This window comes from Mesorhizobium robiniae (genome assembly GCF_040545535.1).
In the GTDB taxonomy this organism is placed as follows: domain Bacteria; phylum Pseudomonadota; class Alphaproteobacteria; order Rhizobiales; family Rhizobiaceae; genus Mesorhizobium; species Mesorhizobium robiniae.
In genome coordinates, this window is sequence record NZ_JBEPMC010000004.1 from 284,339 (window position 1) to 300,699 (window position 16,361).

At 62.4% G+C, this 16,361-nt stretch carries 19 protein-coding genes; 11 read left to right on the forward strand and 8 right to left on the reverse strand.

Annotated elements, in window-relative coordinates; translation table 11 throughout:
- Window positions 1-7: 7 nt before the first annotated feature.
- On the reverse strand, window positions 8-1,177 hold the full coding sequence (locus ABID19_RS13215; RefSeq protein ID WP_354491611.1) for an FIST signal transduction protein: 1,170 nt from the start codon (window positions 1,175-1,177) through the stop codon (window positions 8-10).
- 220 nt (window positions 1,178-1,397) lie between these two features.
- Between ABID19_RS13215 and ABID19_RS13220 the strand changes: the two genes are divergently transcribed.
- The 5 genes from ABID19_RS13220 (at window position 1,398) to ABID19_RS13240 (ending at window position 7,205) form a co-directional block, all read left to right on the forward strand.
- The gene (locus tag ABID19_RS13220) at window positions 1,398-1,829 is read left to right on the forward strand and encodes a DUF6841 family protein (RefSeq protein WP_354491058.1); all 432 of its coding nucleotides are present in this window, start codon (window positions 1,398-1,400) and stop codon (window positions 1,827-1,829) included.
- A 261-nt stretch (window positions 1,830-2,090) separates the two neighbouring features.
- The gene (locus ABID19_RS13225) at window positions 2,091-2,582 is read left to right on the forward strand and encodes a (2Fe-2S)-binding protein (RefSeq protein WP_354491059.1); all 492 of its coding nucleotides are present in this window, start codon (window positions 2,091-2,093) and stop codon (window positions 2,580-2,582) included.
- Between the two features lie 108 nt (window positions 2,583-2,690).
- A complete protein-coding gene (locus ABID19_RS13230; RefSeq protein ID WP_354491060.1) occupies window positions 2,691-5,039 on the forward strand; it encodes a xanthine dehydrogenase family protein molybdopterin-binding subunit in 2,349 nt (782 codons plus the stop codon).
- Between the two features lie 116 nt (window positions 5,040-5,155).
- On the forward strand, window positions 5,156-5,953 hold the full coding sequence (locus tag ABID19_RS13235; RefSeq protein WP_354491061.1) for an FAD binding domain-containing protein: 798 nt from the start codon (window positions 5,156-5,158) through the stop codon (window positions 5,951-5,953).
- 229 nt (window positions 5,954-6,182) lie between these two features.
- The gene (locus ABID19_RS13240) at window positions 6,183-7,205 is read left to right on the forward strand and encodes an acyltransferase family protein (protein WP_354491063.1); all 1,023 of its coding nucleotides are present in this window, start codon (window positions 6,183-6,185) and stop codon (window positions 7,203-7,205) included.
- Between the two features lie 10 nt (window positions 7,206-7,215).
- Here the strand turns inward: ABID19_RS13240 and ABID19_RS13245 are convergent, their stop codons facing one another.
- The 3 genes from ABID19_RS13245 to ABID19_RS13255 form a co-directional block, all read right to left on the reverse strand.
- Window positions 7,216-7,716 carry a GNAT family N-acetyltransferase gene (locus tag ABID19_RS13245; protein WP_354491064.1) on the reverse strand — a complete coding sequence of 167 codons (501 nt, stop codon included), beginning with the start codon at window positions 7,714-7,716 and terminating at the stop codon, window positions 7,216-7,218.
- Entirely contained in the window at window positions 7,713-8,477 is a 765-nt protein-coding gene (locus ABID19_RS13250) for a copper homeostasis protein CutC (protein ID WP_354491066.1), read from the reverse strand. The genes ABID19_RS13245 and ABID19_RS13250 overlap by 4 nt, the downstream gene beginning before the upstream one ends.
- A gap of 103 nt (window positions 8,478-8,580) precedes the next feature.
- A complete protein-coding gene (locus ABID19_RS13255; RefSeq protein WP_354491068.1) occupies window positions 8,581-9,489 on the reverse strand; it encodes a LysR family transcriptional regulator in 909 nt (302 codons plus the stop codon).
- Window positions 9,490-9,611: 122 nt separating this feature from the next.
- On the opposite strand from ABID19_RS13255, the gene ABID19_RS13260 reads away from it, so the two are divergent.
- The 4 genes from ABID19_RS13260 to ABID19_RS13275 all read left to right on the forward strand — a co-directional run bounded on the left by ABID19_RS13260 (window position 9,612) and on the right by ABID19_RS13275 (window position 12,289).
- Complete coding sequence (locus ABID19_RS13260; RefSeq protein ID WP_354491069.1) at window positions 9,612-10,115, forward strand: nuclear transport factor 2 family protein; 504 nt, start codon at window positions 9,612-9,614, stop codon at window positions 10,113-10,115.
- A gap of 58 nt (window positions 10,116-10,173) precedes the next feature.
- On the forward strand, window positions 10,174-11,169 hold the full coding sequence (locus ABID19_RS13265) for an alpha/beta hydrolase (protein WP_354491071.1): 996 nt from the start codon (window positions 10,174-10,176) through the stop codon (window positions 11,167-11,169).
- The gene (locus tag ABID19_RS13270) at window positions 11,166-11,717 is read left to right on the forward strand and encodes a nuclear transport factor 2 family protein (RefSeq protein WP_354491072.1); all 552 of its coding nucleotides are present in this window, start codon (window positions 11,166-11,168) and stop codon (window positions 11,715-11,717) included. Before ABID19_RS13265 ends, ABID19_RS13270 begins: the two co-directional genes overlap by 4 nt.
- 125 nt (window positions 11,718-11,842) lie before the next feature.
- Entirely contained in the window at window positions 11,843-12,289 is a 447-nt protein-coding gene (locus tag ABID19_RS13275; protein ID WP_354491073.1) for a nuclear transport factor 2 family protein, read from the forward strand.
- Between the two features lie 52 nt (window positions 12,290-12,341).
- On the opposite strand, the gene ABID19_RS13280 is transcribed toward ABID19_RS13275, so the two are convergent.
- Window positions 12,342-12,773 carry a cupin domain-containing protein gene (locus tag ABID19_RS13280; protein ID WP_354491074.1) on the reverse strand — a complete coding sequence of 144 codons (432 nt, stop codon included), beginning with the start codon at window positions 12,771-12,773 and terminating at the stop codon, window positions 12,342-12,344.
- Window positions 12,774-12,842: 69 nt separating this feature from the next.
- Entirely contained in the window at window positions 12,843-13,661 is an 819-nt protein-coding gene (locus tag ABID19_RS13285) for an AraC family transcriptional regulator (RefSeq protein ID WP_354491075.1), read from the reverse strand.
- A 105-nt stretch (window positions 13,662-13,766) separates the two neighbouring features.
- Between ABID19_RS13285 and ABID19_RS13290 the strand changes: the two genes are divergently transcribed.
- Window positions 13,767-14,939, forward strand: coding sequence for an amidohydrolase (locus ABID19_RS13290; RefSeq protein WP_354491076.1), 1,173 nt, complete (start codon window positions 13,767-13,769; stop codon window positions 14,937-14,939).
- Between the two features lie 82 nt (window positions 14,940-15,021).
- Here the strand turns inward: ABID19_RS13290 and ABID19_RS13295 are convergent, their stop codons facing one another.
- Window positions 15,022-15,465 carry a hypothetical protein gene (locus tag ABID19_RS13295; RefSeq protein WP_354491077.1) on the reverse strand — a complete coding sequence of 148 codons (444 nt, stop codon included), beginning with the start codon at window positions 15,463-15,465 and terminating at the stop codon, window positions 15,022-15,024.
- Window positions 15,466-15,536: 71 nt separating this feature from the next.
- A complete protein-coding gene (locus ABID19_RS13300; RefSeq protein ID WP_352931734.1) occupies window positions 15,537-15,836 on the reverse strand; it encodes a DUF1236 domain-containing protein in 300 nt (99 codons plus the stop codon).
- Between the two features lie 247 nt (window positions 15,837-16,083).
- Here ABID19_RS13300 and ABID19_RS13305 point away from each other — a divergent pair, with 247 nt between their 5' ends.
- Window positions 16,084-16,275 (forward strand): DUF3606 domain-containing protein, encoded by a 192-nt coding sequence (locus ABID19_RS13305; protein ID WP_352931732.1) that lies wholly within the window; start codon window positions 16,084-16,086, stop codon window positions 16,273-16,275.
- The last annotated feature ends 86 nt before the right edge of the window (window positions 16,276-16,361 follow it).

Below are 16,361 nucleotides of genomic sequence, written 5' to 3' on the forward strand. Positions count from 1 at the left end.
AACCCTCCTACTCCGCCGCCTGCCGCTCTCCGAAGGCTATGCCGGTGAAAGTCTGGTTCAGATGCATCGACCGGTACTGTTCGCCATAGGTGCCGAAGCCGATGACGTTGTTTACCTTGTAGAGTTCCGAAATCTCGCGAAAGACCTGCCGGTTGCGCGCGTCGAGCCTGCGCAGCACGCAGTCGAAACCGAGGATCATGTCGATGCCGCCAAGCCTTTCCTCGACATCCCTAAGGGCGGCACGTGTCGATTCAACCATGTTCTTGGGCTGGGCGATGGAAAGGACGACACCATCGTCAATGGCGCAGAAGAACGACAGCGAGCCGTCCGCGTGCATCTTCTGAATCGAGCGGCAATAAAATTCGCCGCCCACTTTCACCACCACCGGGTGCGAGGCGAAACTCAGTGGCGTCAGCATCTGCGGAATGACGCCGACCGAGGCGGCATATTCCTCGGCGGCATTGGTGGCATTGAATTCGCGCACGATGCGGTGGTCCGGATCGGATGCCGTCACCACCAGCTTCTCGTCGGTGGGAACGAAATTGTCGGTCTTGAACACGTGGAAAGGAATTTCAGTGGTGATCAGCACGATAATGGCGCTGTCGGAGGCTACCTTGCCGTTCGAGATCAGCCGCGTCGTCTCGAATTTCAGATCGTCGCCCGCCGAACCGCCGATCAGCGGAATATCGTCGAGGCCCCAATGAATGGCGGAGGTCACCGCTTCCTCGGCATAGGACAGTCCGTCGATGAAGCAGAGCGCGAAGGTGGTGTTGGTCCGTTCGTACCCGACGCGGCTCTGCAGCGAGCGCCGCAGCGACCCGACTTCATCGGTGATCCTGTCCATGCTCGACGAAGCGAGACTGTCGACCATGGTGCTTGCGACCGAAAACGATGCAGACGGAAGCAGCAGGGCGAGAACCTGGCCGTCCTCCAGACCGCGCGGCGTGATTTCGCCGGCGGTGGAGCAGCCGGCATAGGCTAATCCCGGCGCGTTTACCTTCAGCGCGTCCGACAGGGCCGCAGCATCGACCAGGCTCTGGGAGAAAAAGAGCAGGGCGAAGCCGGCATCGATGGCTGCGGCTTCGGCCGCGATCGCCTGGGTGAACGCATTGGCGTCGGGCTCATCCGTGGTGAGCGCCGACAGGCCGCATGCATAGCGCGTCCGTGAACTGGCCAGCGGCTTCCTCCTAACTTTCCTCCGACGCTCTTTTTGTGCGCGTCTAGCGCGCCGGCGTCGAACTCATTGTTGTCTTCAAGTGCCGCTTTGGCAATGAGCCAACATGACGGATTTCAAGTTTCTGCTATTTTTGGCGGCATCAGCACCCAGAAACGTCAAATCCAAAACCACGCTGGCCAGAACTACACTGGCCAGAACTACACTGAAGGGAGCGTGATCCATGGAAGCCCAGGTCAGGAAGCTGTTTGAAAGGTACGAGCAGCTTTTCCGGAAATCCCTCGCCGGCGATGCCGACATGGATGAGGTGGTATCGGTCTATACCTCCGCCTTCATTGCGGCGTCGCCTGCCGGCGTCATGGTCGGGAAGAACGACGACCAGCTCAAGCAGGTTATGGAACAAGGCTATGCTCACTATAGAGCGATCGGCACGAAGGAGATGCGGATACGGGACGTTCGCATCTCGCCGATAGACGAGCATCATTGCGTTGCCCATGTCGCCTGGACGTCGGTCTATGCCCGCAAAGACCGACCGGACGTCACGATAGATTTCGACGTCCACTACCTCGTGCAGAAGCTGGACGGCGAGCCGAAAGTATTCGGGTGGATATCAGGCGACGAGCGGGAAGTTCTCAGAAAGCACGGCATCGGCTGAAACTGGCGTGGCCAGAACCAGCCGCTCATGGCTCGGAGGCGGCTGCACACGGCGATCGAAGTTTTCGCTTGGTTGCGCCGTTTGCCTGCCTTTGCGTGACCGAAAGTACAATATGCGGATTCTGGGACGAACTGCATTCTCGCAATCTCGGCATTCCGCGGCACTTTTCCCTTGCTTTATGCGGTATAAGAATAGCGGACAGATGGAGGGCTCGGGCACCACCGACGCCAGAACGACCAAGGTAGCACCCAGGGAGGTTTCATGTCGGAAATATCGTTGACGGTGAACGGAAAGCGGGTCAGCGGCGCTGCCGAAGACCGTACGCTTCTGGTTCATTTTTTGAGGGAGAATCTCGGCCTCACCGGGACGCATGTCGGCTGCGACACCTCGCAGTGCGGCGCCTGTGTGGTCCATGTCGACGGCAAGGCGGTCAAGTCCTGCACGATGCTTGCGGTTCAGGCCTCCGGATCGACCGTGATGACGATCGAAGGCTTGGCTGATGGCGCCGACCTGCATCCGATGCAGGCAGCGTTCAAGGAGCATCATGGGCTGCAATGCGGTTTCTGCACGCCGGGCATGATCATGGCGGCGACCGACATGGTCAACCGTCACCCGGAAGGCCTCGACGAGGCCACCGTGCGGGCCGAGCTCGAAGGCAATATCTGCCGCTGCACCGGCTACCACAACATCGTGAAAGCGATCCTCGCCGCATCGGAGACGATGTCCAAGGGCGGGGCCAGGAAAGCGGCATAAGGCAGTAGGCAGTAGGGCAATAAGGCAGTAGGGATTTAGGAGCCAATTTTCCTACTCCCTTACTGCCCTACTCACCTACTCCCTTACATTTTGGGAGGAATTTCTGCGATGGGCATTGAAGGTATTGGCGCTCGCGTGGCGCGCAAGGAAGACAAGCGGTTCATTACCGGCGCTGGGCGCTATGTCGACGACATGGTGGTTCCCGGCATGAAGCATGCGGCCTTCGTGCGCAGCCCGCATGCGCATGCGCAGATCAAGACCATCGACGTTAGCAAGGCACAGGCCATGCCGGGCGTCATCGGCGTGCTGACCGGCAAGGAACTCAAGGCAGACGGCATCGGCAATCTCATCTGCGGCTGGATGATCCATTCCAAGGACGGTTCGCCGATGAAGATGGGGGCGTGGTCGCCGCTGGCCTTCGACAGGGTCCGCTATGTCGGCGACGCGGTGGTCGTCGTGGTTGCCGAAACCAAGGGCCAGGCGCGCGACGCGGCCGAAGCGGTCGACATCGCCTACGAGGAACTGAAGGCAGTCGTCGATGCTCCGAAGGCGCTCGAAAGGAGTGCGCCACAGATCCATCCGGAAGCCGACGGCAATCTGATTTTCGACTGGGAGCTCGGCGACAGCACAGCGACCAACGCGGCAATCAAGGCCGCTGCCCACATCACCCGCATGAAGATCGTCAACAACCGGCTGGTGCCCAACGCGATGGAGCCGCGCGCGGCACTTGGCTATTACGACAAGGCCGAGGACCATTATACCTGCTGGACGACCTCGCAGAACCCGCATCTCGCGCGCCTGGTGATGAGCGCCTTCTACAATGTCGCGCCCGAAAACAAGCTGCGCGTCATCGCGCCGGATGTCGGCGGCGGCTTCGGCTCGAAGATCTACATCTATCCGGAAGAAATCATCTGTCTGTGGGCCTCGAAGAAGACCGGCGTGCCGGTCAAATGGGTCGCCGACCGCACCGAGAGCTTTCTCACCGATGCCCACGGCCGCGACCATGTCTCGACGGTGGAGATGGCCTTCGACAAAAACAACAGGATCACCGGGCTGAAGGTCGACACCATCGCCAATCTCGGCGCCTACATGTCGCTGTTTTCGTCGTGTGTGCCGACCTATCTCTACGCGACGCTGTTGTCGGGCCAGTACGATATTCCAGCGATCCACGCCAATGTGCGCGCCGTCTATACCAACACCGCACCGGTCGACGCCTATCGCGGGGCAGGGCGGCCGGAGGCCACCTATCTGCTCGAGCGCACGATCGAGACCGCCGCACGCGAATTGGGCGTATCGCCGGCGGAGCTTCGCCGAAAGAACTTCATCACATCGTTCCCGCACCAGACGCCGGTCATCATGAACTATGACGCCGGCGATTACGCCGCTTCGCTCGACGCGGCGATGGCGGCTGCCGATTATGCCGGCTTTCCCCAGCGCAAGGCCGACGCCGCCAAGAAAGGCAAGCTGCGTGGTATCGGCTTGAGCAATTACATCGAGGCCTGCGGCCTGGCGCCGTCGGCGGCGGTGGGCAGTCTTGGAGCGGGTGTCGGCCTTTGGGAAAGTGCCGAGGTGCGCGTCAATGCCGCCGGCACCATCGAGGTGCTGACCGGCTCGCACAGCCACGGCCAGGGCCATGAGACCACTTTTGCGCAGCTGGTCAACCAGCGCTTCGGCGTGCCGATAGACAGTGTCTCGATCGTCCATGGCGATACCGACAAGGTGCAGATGGGTATGGGCACCTATGGTTCGCGCTCGGGCGCCGTCGGCATGTCGGCCGTCGCCAAGGCGCTGGATAAGGTCGAGGCCAAGGCCAAGAAGATCGCCGCGCATCTGCTCGAAGCCGACGAGGGCGACATCGTCATCGAAGACGGTGCCTTGAAGGTCACCGGCACCGACAAAAGCGTGCCATGGTTCCAGATGGCGCTTGCCGCCTACACCGCTCATAATTTGCCCGGCGGTATGGAGCCGGGGCTGAAGGAGACCTCCTTCTACGACCCGTCGAACTTTACCTTCCCGGCCGGCTGCTACGTCTGCGAGGTAGAGATCGATCCGGAGACCGGCGTGACCGAGATCGTCCAATTCGTCGCCGCCGACGATTTCGGCAACATTATCAACCCGATGATCGTCGAAGGCCAGGTGCATGGCGGCATCGCGCAAGGCATCGGCCAGGCCTTGCTGGAAGGCGCCAACTACGACGCCAGCGGCCAGCTGCTGACGGCCAGCTATATGGATTACAGCATGCCGCGCGCCGACGATCTCCCATCGTTCGTGGTCTCGACCTCGAACACGCCGTGCCCGGGCAATCCGCTCGGCATCAAGGGTTGCGGTGAGGCCGGCGCCATCGGCTCACCGCCGGCGGTGATCAACGCCATCACCGACGCCATCGGTATAACTGATATCGCCATGCCGGCATCGCCGTCCACGGTCTGGGCAGCGATCCGGGCGACGAAACACTGATAAGCAAATAGCGAATAGGGAGTAGCGAATAGGAAACAAAGAGCGTGCGAAGGGGTAGGCCCTATTCGCTATTCGCTATTTCCCTATTCGCTCTTTCCCCGAAGGGAGAAAGACAAATGTACGCAGTCAACTATCACCGCGCCGCCTCGGTCGCCGATGCCGTCAAGCTGCTCGAGAGCGGCGATGCGAAGCTGCTGTCGGGCGGCATGACGCTGATCCCGGCGATGAAGACGCGGCTTGCCGCACCGTCCGATCTCGTCGACCTTTCGCATATCGGGGAATTGAAAGGCATCGAGGTATCGGGCAGCACGATCACCATCGGCGCCGGCACCACGCATTACGACGTCGCCCGCGACGAGAAACTGAAGAGCGCCTGTCCGGCTTTGGCCCACATGGCTTCTCTGATCGGCGATCCAGCGGTGCGCTACAGAGGCACGATCGGCGGCTCGATCGCCAACAACGACCCGGCGGCCGACTATCCGGCGGCACTTCTTGCACTCGACGCCAAAATCGTCACCAATAAGCGCGAGATCGCCGCTGCCACATTCTTCAAGGGCCTGTTCGAGACGGCGCTGGAGGACGGCGAGATCGTCACCGCGGTGACCTTCACTGCGCCATCCAAGGCGGCCTATGAAAAATTCCGCAATCCGGCATCGCGCTACGCGATTGTCGGTGTGTTCGTGGCCAAGGGAGCGGAGGGGGTCCGTGTCGCCGTCACCGGAGCCGGCGACGACGGCGTGTTCCGTTCGAAGGAAATCGAGGCGGCACTTGCCTCGAATTTCGACGCCGCTGCCCTCAGCGGGATGAAAGTGCCGGCGAATAATCTGATGAGCGACATCCACGCCTCGGCCGATTACCGGGCCAATCTGATCGTTGTGATGGCCAAGCGCGCCGTGGCTGCCGCCAACGCCTGAAGATACCGATTGCCGGGTCTTGGGATTGCCAGTCATTGGGAAGGGGCCTTCGCGGCCCCTTTTTCGTTGCCCTCGCGCCTGACGGCAAGACATGCCGGTGTGTTGCCGTCTCGCACTTGCACAACGCTCTATTGCACTGCAATATGCCTGGAGGAAATGCGAGCCGGGGCTCGGAGCGCACAGTCATAGCCTGCAGCCCTTTCGCATCGTTCAATGCGAAGGGACCGGCATGACGGATATCTCCGCGACGCAGCTTGTCGTGTCCCGACCCGCCGCCGACACAGCGTCGAGAACAAGGCTGGCCTATCTCGACGGATGGCGCGGCCTGTCGATCGCACTGGTGCTGATCGGCCATTTCTTTCCCATTCCCGGAATCAACCTCGGTGTCATGGGCGTCGAGTTCTTCTTTGTGCTCAGCGGCCGGCTGATGGCCGAGATACTCTTTGTCGAACACTATCCGCTCAAGGCGTTCTTCAAGCGCCGGTTCTCTCGCATCTATCCGGCACTGCTGGTTTTCGTCATCGCTTCGATGGTTGCCTTGTCCGGTACATTTCTCGCCTTCAAGTGGAAGGCGGCGCTGACGGCGCTGACATTCACCTACAATTATGCTGGGATTCTCGTCAGCCGCGCTGGCGCCCTTGACCATATCTGGTCGCTGTGCGTCGAAGAACACGCCTATGTCATCCTGGCGCTGATCAGCTTTGTCGTTTCGGGACGTGCCCGCGTCGTCATGTTGCTCAGCGCGCTGTCGGTGCTGGCCATGGCGAACGGCGCGATTTCGTACTGGGTCTTCGGAATGGACTACGAAACCACCTATTGGCGGACCGATGTGCACATCGCCTCGATCCTGCTGTCGGCGGTCATATGCCTGCTCAAGGCCGACGACAGGCTGCCGGCCTTGTTCAAAGGGCCGCATGTCGCCGTTGCAGCGTCCGTCGGCGCGGTCCTTCTGTTCATGGACACGGTGCCAACGCCAATCCACTATCTGGTTGCGGTGCCGCTGTTGGCGCTCGCCGTCAATTCGCTCGATTTCAGCACTCGGTACCTGACCGGATTCCTGTCCTCCTGGCCCATGGCGACGCTGGGGCTGTGGTCGTATTCGCTCTATCTGTGGCAGCAGCCGTTCTACAAGTTCGTCTATGCGCAGGGCAGCGCGCCGCTGCTGATGCTGGCCGGGGCGTTCGCTTGCGCCTTGTGCAGCTACTACATCGTCGAAAAGCCGGCCCGCGCCTGGCTGAACCGCAACTGGTAGAACTGTCGGCTCAGCCGGTGATCTGTCTGGTATAGTAGCGCACTGCCTTCTTGCCGCCGTAGATAATCGCGTCGCCGACCTCGACGAAGCCGAGCGCTGCGTGAAAGGCATCCGAAGCCGGATTGGGCGGGTCGGCATTCACCTCGCAAGTGACGATGGTCTGGCCGGCGCGCGAAACATGGTCGAACAGATCCTCATAGAGCCTGCGGGCATGGCCGCGGCCACGCGCGTGGCCTGCGACGACGACACGGTCGACATAGACGAAGCGCGGATAGCGCTCGCGGAACCAGAGGAAGTTAGGGCTGTCGTAGCTTGCGTCCTGGTCGAAAGTCATGATGAACGCTTCGAGCGCACCGATGCGGCGCGCATAAAACGCTTCGCCGAGCAGGAAGGACAGGCGTTCCGGCTCAAGCCACGACAACTCGGCCGCGTGCTCGTTGTTGAGGGCAAGGACGGCCGGCTCCTGCGCCGGCGAGACCCGGTCGATCTGCGAGGGTGTGTCGATGATCATGTTCTCGCTGCCGCAATCGTCGCCGCCACCAGCGCTTCGTCGGTCACCGTGTTGCGGTACTCGCGGTCGAGGTCGGCGCCGCCCATCCCAACTTGGGGATTGCGGTAGCGCATGGCGCTCGGCACGTCCTTGAGTGCGGCGAAATGCATTTCGGTCAGCCCGGCTCTTTCCCGCACCTCAGCGATATTCCCGGGGTCGAGCCCGCCGCAGCCGAGGATGATGATGCGCTTCCCGGCCTGCCGGACGAGGTCCGCCAACAGGGTCACGCCTTCCAATGCGGTGTCGCGCTGGCCGCTGGTCAGCACGCGGCCAACCTTGCTGCGGATCAGCGCTTCCAGCGCTTCAGCTGGGTCGCGCGTCATGTCGAAGGCGCGGTGGCAGGTGACGTTCAAGGGTCCTGCCGCCTGCACCAATTCGCTCATGCGCTTTTCATCGATGGTGCCGTCGGCGTTCAGGCAGCCGACGACGACACCAGCCACGCCAAGCTCGCGCAGCGCGCCGACATCGGCGAGCATCGAGCTGTAGTCGGCCTCGCTGTAGAGAAAATCGCCGCCGCGCGGCCGCACGATGACATGGAACGGGATCGTCGCCAGTTCGAGGGCGGCGCGCACGGTGCCGAAGCTTGGCGTGATGCCGCCTTCGATCAGGCTGGCGCACAGCTCGACCCGGTCGGCACCGGCGGCCTGGGCGGCGAGCAGGCCGTCTATGCCTTCGACGCAGATTTCGATCAGCGGCAGGCGAGGGCGGTCGATTTCGGTCACAGGGGATCCATTGGTCAATTCGGCTGATCCTGCCCTAGCATTGGGTCTACTGCCACGAAAGCTGGAATTGCTGGCTCAGCCGCTGCTTGGCCGCAGCGGCGCATCAGATCCGCAAATTGTGAGCGTTCGCGCGCACGAAATCGATGAAGGCCCGCAGCTTCGGCGGGACGAGGCGGCGGCTGGGATAATAGAGGTGGAGCGGTTCGTAGGTGGGACAGAAGGGCTCCAGTACCTTGACCAGCGCGCCTGAGGCGAGAAGCGGCGCAGCGAGGCCTTCGACGGCGAAGGCGAGGCCAAGCCCTTGCGCGGCGGCCGTGATGCAGAGCGGAAGCGTGTTCACGACCAGACGTGCGTCGGGCGTGAACTCGACCTGGCGTCCATCGACGACGAACTCCCAGGGCGAGATGGCGCGGGTGCGGGTGAAGGCGAAGGCGATGCAGCGATGGGCGGAGAGGTCGGTGGGTCGCGTGGGCGTGCCGTTGCGTGCCAGATAATCCGGGCTGCCCAACACGACCGTCTGCAGCGGCCCGCCCAGACGCGCACCAATCATATCCTTCTCGAGAAGCTCGCCGATCCGCAAGCCAGCATCGAAACCCTGAGCGGCGATATCGACGAAATTGTCGTCGAAGGTCAGGCTAAGCCGCACGTCCGGGTAAGCGTCCATGAACGGCCCCATCAGCGGCTCGATCAGCAGCGGCGCGGCAATCCAGGGCAGACTCAGCCGCAGCGTGCCGGCGGGGCGATCGCGGGTCTCGCGCAGCGCCGCGCCTGCCGCCCAGATCTCTTCGGCCGCCGGACGTACATGGTCGAGGTAGTGGGCACCGGCTTCGGTCAAGCCGACGCTGCGGGTCGTGCGGTTGAGGAGCCGCACCCCCAGACGCTCCTCGAGCCCTTTGACGGCCTCGCTCAGCGAGGCCGGAGCGACGCCGAGTTCGGCGGCGGCGCGGGTGAAGCTCTTGACCTGCGCGACCTTCACGAAGGCGACGATGCCGCTGAACTGGTCGAGGCGCATTGTGAGGATATTCCAAATAGGCTTGTCGAACTATACGGATTTTTCCGGTCAACCAAAAGCCTCATAGTGGATCCAACGGTATCGCTGCTGCGACGGCTTGAAAATTCAAGGAGACAGGACCAATGATCAGGCTCGCTTCGCTCGCCGCCGGCGTTCTCCTGTCGGTGTCCGCCGCCCCCGCCAACAGCGGTCCGCAGGAAGACCGCAACATCCAGCTGATCAAGGACTATTACGCGGCTTACGCGACCGGGAACCCGGAGGCCGTACGGACCTTCCTCGCGCCCGACATCGTGTGGCGCATTCCCGGCCATCATCCGCTCGCCGGCGACAAGCGCGGGCCGGAGGAGGTGGTCGCCTTTTTCCGCGGCCTGGCCGACGGCAAGTTCAAGGCCGAGCCGATCTTCTTCCAGGCGCAGGGCGATCTCGTCGTAGACATCCACCGCGGCTGGTCGAACGTCGGCTCAGCTCCCGAGATCGACCAGCTCTACGCCCTGATGTTTCGGATCAAGGATGGCAAGATTACTGAAGCACAGAATTTTTTGACCGACATGTACCAGTCGGACGCCTTCTACTGGGCGCACTACCCGCTGAAGCCACTGCCTGGCCGACTGACGGATGATCGCTGAGACGTTGGCTTTCCTCAACTTGCCGCGCTTTCTCGCTCCAAACCAAAGGAGACTTGCGATGCTGAGAACCCTGACGCTAGCCGCGGCAACCGCCGTCGCGCTCGCCTCCACTGCCGCCGCCGCACCGCGCATCGAGGGCGTCACGTTCGCTTCGCAAGGTGAGCAGATCGTCGGCGACCTTTATCTGCCTGAGGATATCGACCCGGCGAAACCTCGGCCCGCGCTGGTCGTGACCGGCGCCTGGATGACGGTGAAGGAACAGATGCCGGCCCGCTACGCCCGCGAGATGGCTGACCGCGGCTTCGTCGCCTTGACCTTCGATTTTCGCGGTTGGGGCGAAAGCGGCGGCGCACGTCGCCAATACGAGGATCCCAGCGCCAAGATTGCCGATATCGAGGCGGCGGTCGCCTATCTCGCGACCCGGCCCGAGACCGACAAGGGCCGCATCGGCGGGCTCGGCATTTGCGCCAGCTCCGGCTACATGGTCACTGCCGCCGCCAAAAATGCGGCGATCAAGTCGGTCGCTCTCGTCGCACCCTGGCTGCACGACGCCGACGTGGTCGAACAGACCTATGGCGGCAAGGACGGCGTCGCGCAGCTCGAAGCTGTCGGCGATGCGGCCGAGGCCGCGCATCGCAGCACCGGCAAGCAGGCATTCCTGCCCGCCGCGAGCCTGACCGATGAGCGGGCGATCATGTTCAAGGTACCTTATTACACCGAGCCCGGTCGCGGGATGATCCCGGCCTGGCGCAACGAGGCCGATCCGGCCTTCTGGCGCGGCTGGCTGGCGTTCGACGCGATCCAGGCTGCTCCGCGCCTGCGCCAGCCCTTTCTGATGGTGCATAGCGAGGCGGCTGCCATCCCGCAGGGTGCGCACAAATTCTACGCGCGGCTGACCAGCTCCAAGCAAGAGCTGTGGCTCGACAACGTCAGCCAGTTCGATTTCTACGACCGTGCCGCGCCGGTGAAAGCCGCGAGCGACGCCGTCGCTGCCCACTTCCGCACCACGCTGGGCGATGCGGGGCTGGGCAATGCTGGGGAGGTGGGACAATGAGCTGCGTCAGCCGCCGGCATGTCGTCTCGGCAGTCTTCGCCGCGACGCTTGCCGCTTCACCCGCTTTGAGCGCGTCGCAGCCCACGGCTGCGCTGACGGTCGAAGACAGGACCGCCATCGGCGAGGCCGTGGCGGGAATCGGGCTCTATGCCGATTTGCGCGAATGGAACCGGGTCAGATCCTATTTCGCGGCTCGTGTCACGACCGACTATACCAGTCTTTTCGGCGGCGAAGCCGCGACCAGCGACCGCGACGCGCTGGTCGCTCAGTGGCAAGGTCTGCTGCCGGGGTTCGACGCTACGCAGCACCTCATCACCAACATCGTTGTCGAAGGCGCGGGCAACGACGCGATCGCGCGCAGCCATGTTCGCGCGACACACTGGATCGACAGTCGGTTCTGGACGGTCGGCGCCAGCTATCTCCACCGGCTGGTGCGGACACCAGAAGGCTGGCGGGTCAGCGCCATCTCCATCCATCGCTTATACGAGGAGGGCGACCGCGCCGTGCTGACCGCCGCCGCGGACCGGATGAATGCAGGGGCTAAGTGAGCATTCCGATTTGCGCATGCCCGGTCGTGCGGGTTGCTAGGAGCATCATCGACGTGAATATTGATCGACATGTCGGGGTAGCTTGGCGCATGCGGCATTAGTGCCGCCAATCGCGGAGGCAAGACATGATTCTTTCACTGCAGGAGATTTCGGATCGGCTTGAAATCGAACAGCTGCTTGTTCGCTATTGCTACGCCGTGGACGATCGCGACTGGGAAGCCTATCGGAACGTATTCACGCCCGATGCCGTGCTTGACGACACTGTAACGGGCGGGATCAGAAGCGGCGTGGATGAACATGTTGCTTTCATGAAGGGCGCCCTGTCGAAAATATTGATCTCGCAGCATGCCATTTCGACAATTCTTCTTGAGGTCCGAGCAGATGAGGCAAGCGCGCGCGTGCATTGTTCATGCCCAATGGTGGTCGACCTCGGCGAAGGCAAAAGGCAGGTCTTCTTCCAGGGGCTCTGGTATCGCGACCATGTCGTGCGCACGCCTGAGGGCTGGCGCATCAGCGAACTCGTCGAGGAAGGGTATTGGACTCACAATTTGCCGGAGGGGTTCACGTTCTGACCTCTGACGCCTCTGAGCGGTCCGCCACGGACGCTGTGTTCAGAAGTGGCAGCTACTGGCGCAACACCGTGTTCTTGGTGCCTTCTTCGATCTGGTCGATGACCAGCAGCTTGACCGGATCTGCACCGACATTGGTGGCCTGATGCCACTGCCCGATCATTTCGATGATGAAATCGCCTGACTTGTACGTGGTGCTCTTGCCGGTCTCGACATTGGTGACCTGAAGCGTTCCACCCTCGACATAGGCATAGCGGGGGAACGGGTGCTTGTGGACCGGTAACGTCGCGCCCGGTGCGATCTCATAGGACGAAACCAGCACCTGAACGTTCTTCTGCGGCAGCGTGATCGGCTGGCCGGACGCCGTCTCGGTACGCGAGGCAAGCGGGGTCACGACAACCGGGGTGCCGCTGGCGTCCAGCGCGTGCGCGGCGGTTGCGGACAGGGCTGCCGTTAGCAGCAGCGCAGATGCCAAGATTTTTTGCATGATTCCCCCCGAGTTGCGTCAGCATTACGCGGCGAGCATTCGCACGCAAGCGTGGCTGTTCAGGAGCGCCTAGCCTGCTCTCCTGAACATGCCTGGCGTCATGCCGCGCGTCGCCCGGAACGTGCGGGAAAGATGGCTCTGGTCGGCAAAACCCGCAGCAATGGCTGCATCGGCGAGGCCAAGCCCCTGTTCGATCAAGGAGCTGGCGCGACGCAATCTCCGGTCGCGGATGTAGTGCGCGGGCGTCAGGCCAATCGCCTTCTTGAAATCGCGGATAACCTGGAACCGGGTGACACACGCGGCGTCGGCAAGCCGCTGCAGGTCGAGCTGCGAGCCAAGTTGGCTTTCGACAAGGTCCTGGTAGAGCGAGAACCGCTGTCGCGATCCCGAGCTTTCGACCCCTTCGGTTCGCCCGCTCCAATCGCCATGCCGAACAATGAGGCGCCTCAACGCGACGAGCAGGGACGCCTCGGCCTGCGTCGCGTCCTGGGACGTCGAGCCTTCATGCGCTGCCGCCAAGGCCGCGGCGAGATGGCCGTCTTCGATGATCGCGCGTGAGAAGACCGGAGCGCCATTCCCGCCCAACTCGCGGGCGATCGCCGTCATCAGCGGCACCGAGGGATAAAAGGTTCGGTAAGCCCAGCCTTCATCCGCACCCTGTTCGCCGTCATGCCACTCCTCGGGATTGACAACGGCAATGGTGCCTGCCGGAGCGACAACGCTTTGGCGGCCGATGCAAATGCGTTCGCAGCCAGACGTAATCAGCGCGATCACATAGGTAGGATGCGTGTGCAGTTCGTAGCGGTGCTGCGTGAAGCGCGCCTTGAACAGGCCAAGATCAGGGAAGCAGGGATGGCGCCAGTACTTACTGGTCTCTGCGGCGTGCATGGCTTTTGTCCTGCTGCGGTCAACCTGGTTCAAGACGCTCTTGTGTAGCCCTGCAATCATGATCCCGGATCAAACCGCCCCTTTTGCCGGCGGAAGGAGAGCATCGTGCTGCACAATGACCCCATCGCCGCCCTGACGCCAGAGGTGATTGCCTGGCGCCATCATATCCATTCCAATCCCGAACTCGGATTCGATGAAAACGAAACGGCGCGTTTCGTTGCCGAGAAACTGCGCGCCTTCCACTTCGACGAGGTTCATGAGGGGATCGGCGGCACCGGGGTTGTCGGCGTCCTGCGCAGCGGCACGGGGGCACGCGCCATCGGTCTTCGCGCCGAGCTGGACGCGCTTCCGGTCGTGGAGAAGACCGGCTTGCCTTATGCCTCCAGGAATGAGGGCGTAATGCACGCCTGCGGTCATGACGGCCACACCGCCATGCTGCTCGGCGCCGCCAGGCTGCTCAGCCAATCCCGCGCCTACGATGGCATTGTGTACTTCATCTTTCAGCCGGCCGAAGAAAACGAAGGCGGCAGCATGCGCATGATCGAAGACGGCCTGTTCGAGCGTTTCCCCGTCGAAGCGGTGTATGCCGCCCACAATTGGCCGGGTCTCAAGCTCGGCACGATCGCCGCTCGCGCCGGAGCGCAAATGGCGGCTGTCGACAATTTCGAACTGACCTTCGAGGGTCTTGGCGCACATGCCGCCATGCCGCAGCGCGGCGACGACCCGATTCTGGCCGCGGCCGCCTTCGTCCAGGCCGTCCAGCGCATCGTCAGCCGCTCGGTCGACCCGCAGAGCGCGCTGGTCGTCAGTCTCACACAGATCCATGGCGGCAATGTCGGCAACATCGTGCCTGGCAAGGTCTGGCTGCAAGGCACCTGCCGCTTTTTCGAGCCCGGTCATTCCGATCATTGCGAGAAGCTGATCGGCGAGATCGCCCGGGGCATTGCCGCGGCCCATTCGCTCAACGCCACGCTCGACTACAGGAAGGGCTATCCGCCGCTCGTCAACACGGCTGACGCGACAGCCCGCGCCGTCGAGGCCGCCGCCGCCACCGTCGGGAGGGAGAAGGTCTTGACCGAGTTCAGCCCGAGCCTCGGCTGCGAGGATTTCGCCTTCATGATCCGCGAGGCAGGCGGCTGCTACGCGTGGATCGGCGCCGGCGATGTCGGCCCCGGCGAGGGTCTGCACGGTGATCGCTACGTCTTCAACGACCAGATCGTCCCGACCGTGATGCAGTACTACGTCAATCTGGTCGAGCAGACGCTTGTTCCGCGCTGAACCGTCGGAGGGGAACCTGATGGTTCAGCGAGAAATGCGGATCTGAATGCGCTTCGTCGTCTGCGTGCCAACCCGACGCGCCTCACCCGGCTGTGGCCACGAGTTGCTCTACGGGAACGGGATTTCCGAGCGCCGCCTGCGCCTTATTGGCCTGCTCTTCATCGACATGCGCCATCACGAAAATGACGCCTTGTATAACGTGCGGCTCACCCGGTTTTTTGGCAGGATCGGCGAATGCCTGGAGAAGCCCGCCGGCAAAGCCGCCGCAGGCCCCACCGACCAGGACCATGCCAGCCACCGCTCCGACAGGGTCGATGCCGGTGGCTCCAAAAGCACCCAGGCCGACTAACAGACCAGCTGCCGCGCCCAGGGCGGCACCGCCCGGACCGCGCATAACGGCGCCGATTTCGTCGTCGTAAGGGCCGATGACGCTGATCTGTTCGTGAGAAATTCCTGCCGCCTGAAGCGCGGCAACGGCGCGCGCCGCCTCATCGTGGGAATCGAAAAGTCTGCTGATTGTTCGCATTTGACACTGCCCATAGCACATCGCCCGCCGCTCGTTTCGAAGCGGCGGGCGTCTCCTCCCTCTCGTTCAGATCACTGAATGATCTTGACGATCTTGCGTGTGCCTGGATCAACGACAACGGTCCGATTGTCGACGACAACGTACCGGTATTCGACGTCGGGAACTTCATGAAGCTCGACCGTCTCGGGCACCGTTGAGCCGATATTGAGCTCTACCCCAGGGAGTTCCACCGATGCGAGTGGCTGTTTTTCCACATATTCCCTGATGACGGTCTCCTGCTCAGGCGCGATGATCACGTCCTGAGCGGCAGCAGCGCCGATACCTGCCAAGAGCAGAAATCCCGCGGCTGCGGTTGAAAGACGCATTTTCATAGTTTGCCTCCTGTATGTGAGCTCTCTTGCATGTGAGCTCGCTTGGCACAATCTTCGCGCTAGGCCCACTCAACCATGAGACCGCTGCAAACGTTCCTTGGCTGGGCTTCGGTCCGATCCGAGAGGTCTTGCCGTTGGACTTAAGTCTGATCTGCCGCGCGCAATGGGGCCGGAGGTCGAACGGTCCGGAACTGCGACGGCACGCATCCGTTCGCCCGCAAGTTTACGGGAGGATCTCATGGAGAGGATGGCCGACGAAAAAAGCAATCGAGACTTCCTCGACCGCAAGCGACTGTCGGTCGACGAGTATTATGAGGTGGAGCATTTCGCGCGAGAAAATGGCGTCTCACCCAGCCAGGTCAGCAGACTGATCAAAAAGAATGGCAGTGATCGGATGACCCTTACTCAAGCGATAAGAGCCTTGCGCGACCGGAAGTGAAAAACCGCCGCGAGGGCGATCAGGCGTTGCGCCATCTGTGCCGGCGAGATTGCAAGCATCGGAGTTGGCACATAACACAGGGCAGT

Coding starts and splice junctions, on each gene's coding strand:
- ABID19_RS13240 (WP_354491063.1), top strand. CDS start 6,183: ATGACGGATATCTCCGCGACGCAGCTTGTCGTGTCCCGACCCGCCGCC.
- ABID19_RS13305 (WP_352931732.1), top strand. CDS start 16,084: ATGGCCGACGAAAAAAGCAATCGAGACTTCCTCGACCGCAAGCGACTG.
- ABID19_RS13245 (WP_354491064.1), bottom strand. CDS start 7,716: ATGATCATCGACACACCCTCGCAGATCGACCGGGTCTCGCCGGCGCAG.
- ABID19_RS13265 (WP_354491071.1), top strand. CDS start 10,174: ATGCTGAGAACCCTGACGCTAGCCGCGGCAACCGCCGTCGCGCTCGCC.
- ABID19_RS13230 (WP_354491060.1), top strand. CDS start 2,691: ATGGGCATTGAAGGTATTGGCGCTCGCGTGGCGCGCAAGGAAGACAAG.
- ABID19_RS13300 (WP_352931734.1), bottom strand. CDS start 15,836: ATGAAAATGCGTCTTTCAACCGCAGCCGCGGGATTTCTGCTCTTGGCA.
- ABID19_RS13270 (WP_354491072.1), top strand. CDS start 11,166: ATGAGCTGCGTCAGCCGCCGGCATGTCGTCTCGGCAGTCTTCGCCGCG.
- ABID19_RS13285 (WP_354491075.1), bottom strand. CDS start 13,661: ATGCACGCCGCAGAGACCAGTAAGTACTGGCGCCATCCCTGCTTCCCT.
- ABID19_RS13225 (WP_354491059.1), top strand. CDS start 2,091: ATGTCGGAAATATCGTTGACGGTGAACGGAAAGCGGGTCAGCGGCGCT.
- ABID19_RS13295 (WP_354491077.1), bottom strand. CDS start 15,465: ATGCGAACAATCAGCAGACTTTTCGATTCCCACGATGAGGCGGCGCGC.
- ABID19_RS13260 (WP_354491069.1), top strand. CDS start 9,612: ATGATCAGGCTCGCTTCGCTCGCCGCCGGCGTTCTCCTGTCGGTGTCC.
- ABID19_RS13255 (WP_354491068.1), bottom strand. CDS start 9,489: ATGCGCCTCGACCAGTTCAGCGGCATCGTCGCCTTCGTGAAGGTCGCG.
- ABID19_RS13275 (WP_354491073.1), top strand. CDS start 11,843: ATGATTCTTTCACTGCAGGAGATTTCGGATCGGCTTGAAATCGAACAG.
- ABID19_RS13235 (WP_354491061.1), top strand. CDS start 5,156: ATGTACGCAGTCAACTATCACCGCGCCGCCTCGGTCGCCGATGCCGTC.
- ABID19_RS13280 (WP_354491074.1), bottom strand. CDS start 12,773: ATGCAAAAAATCTTGGCATCTGCGCTGCTGCTAACGGCAGCCCTGTCC.
- ABID19_RS13220 (WP_354491058.1), top strand. CDS start 1,398: ATGGAAGCCCAGGTCAGGAAGCTGTTTGAAAGGTACGAGCAGCTTTTC.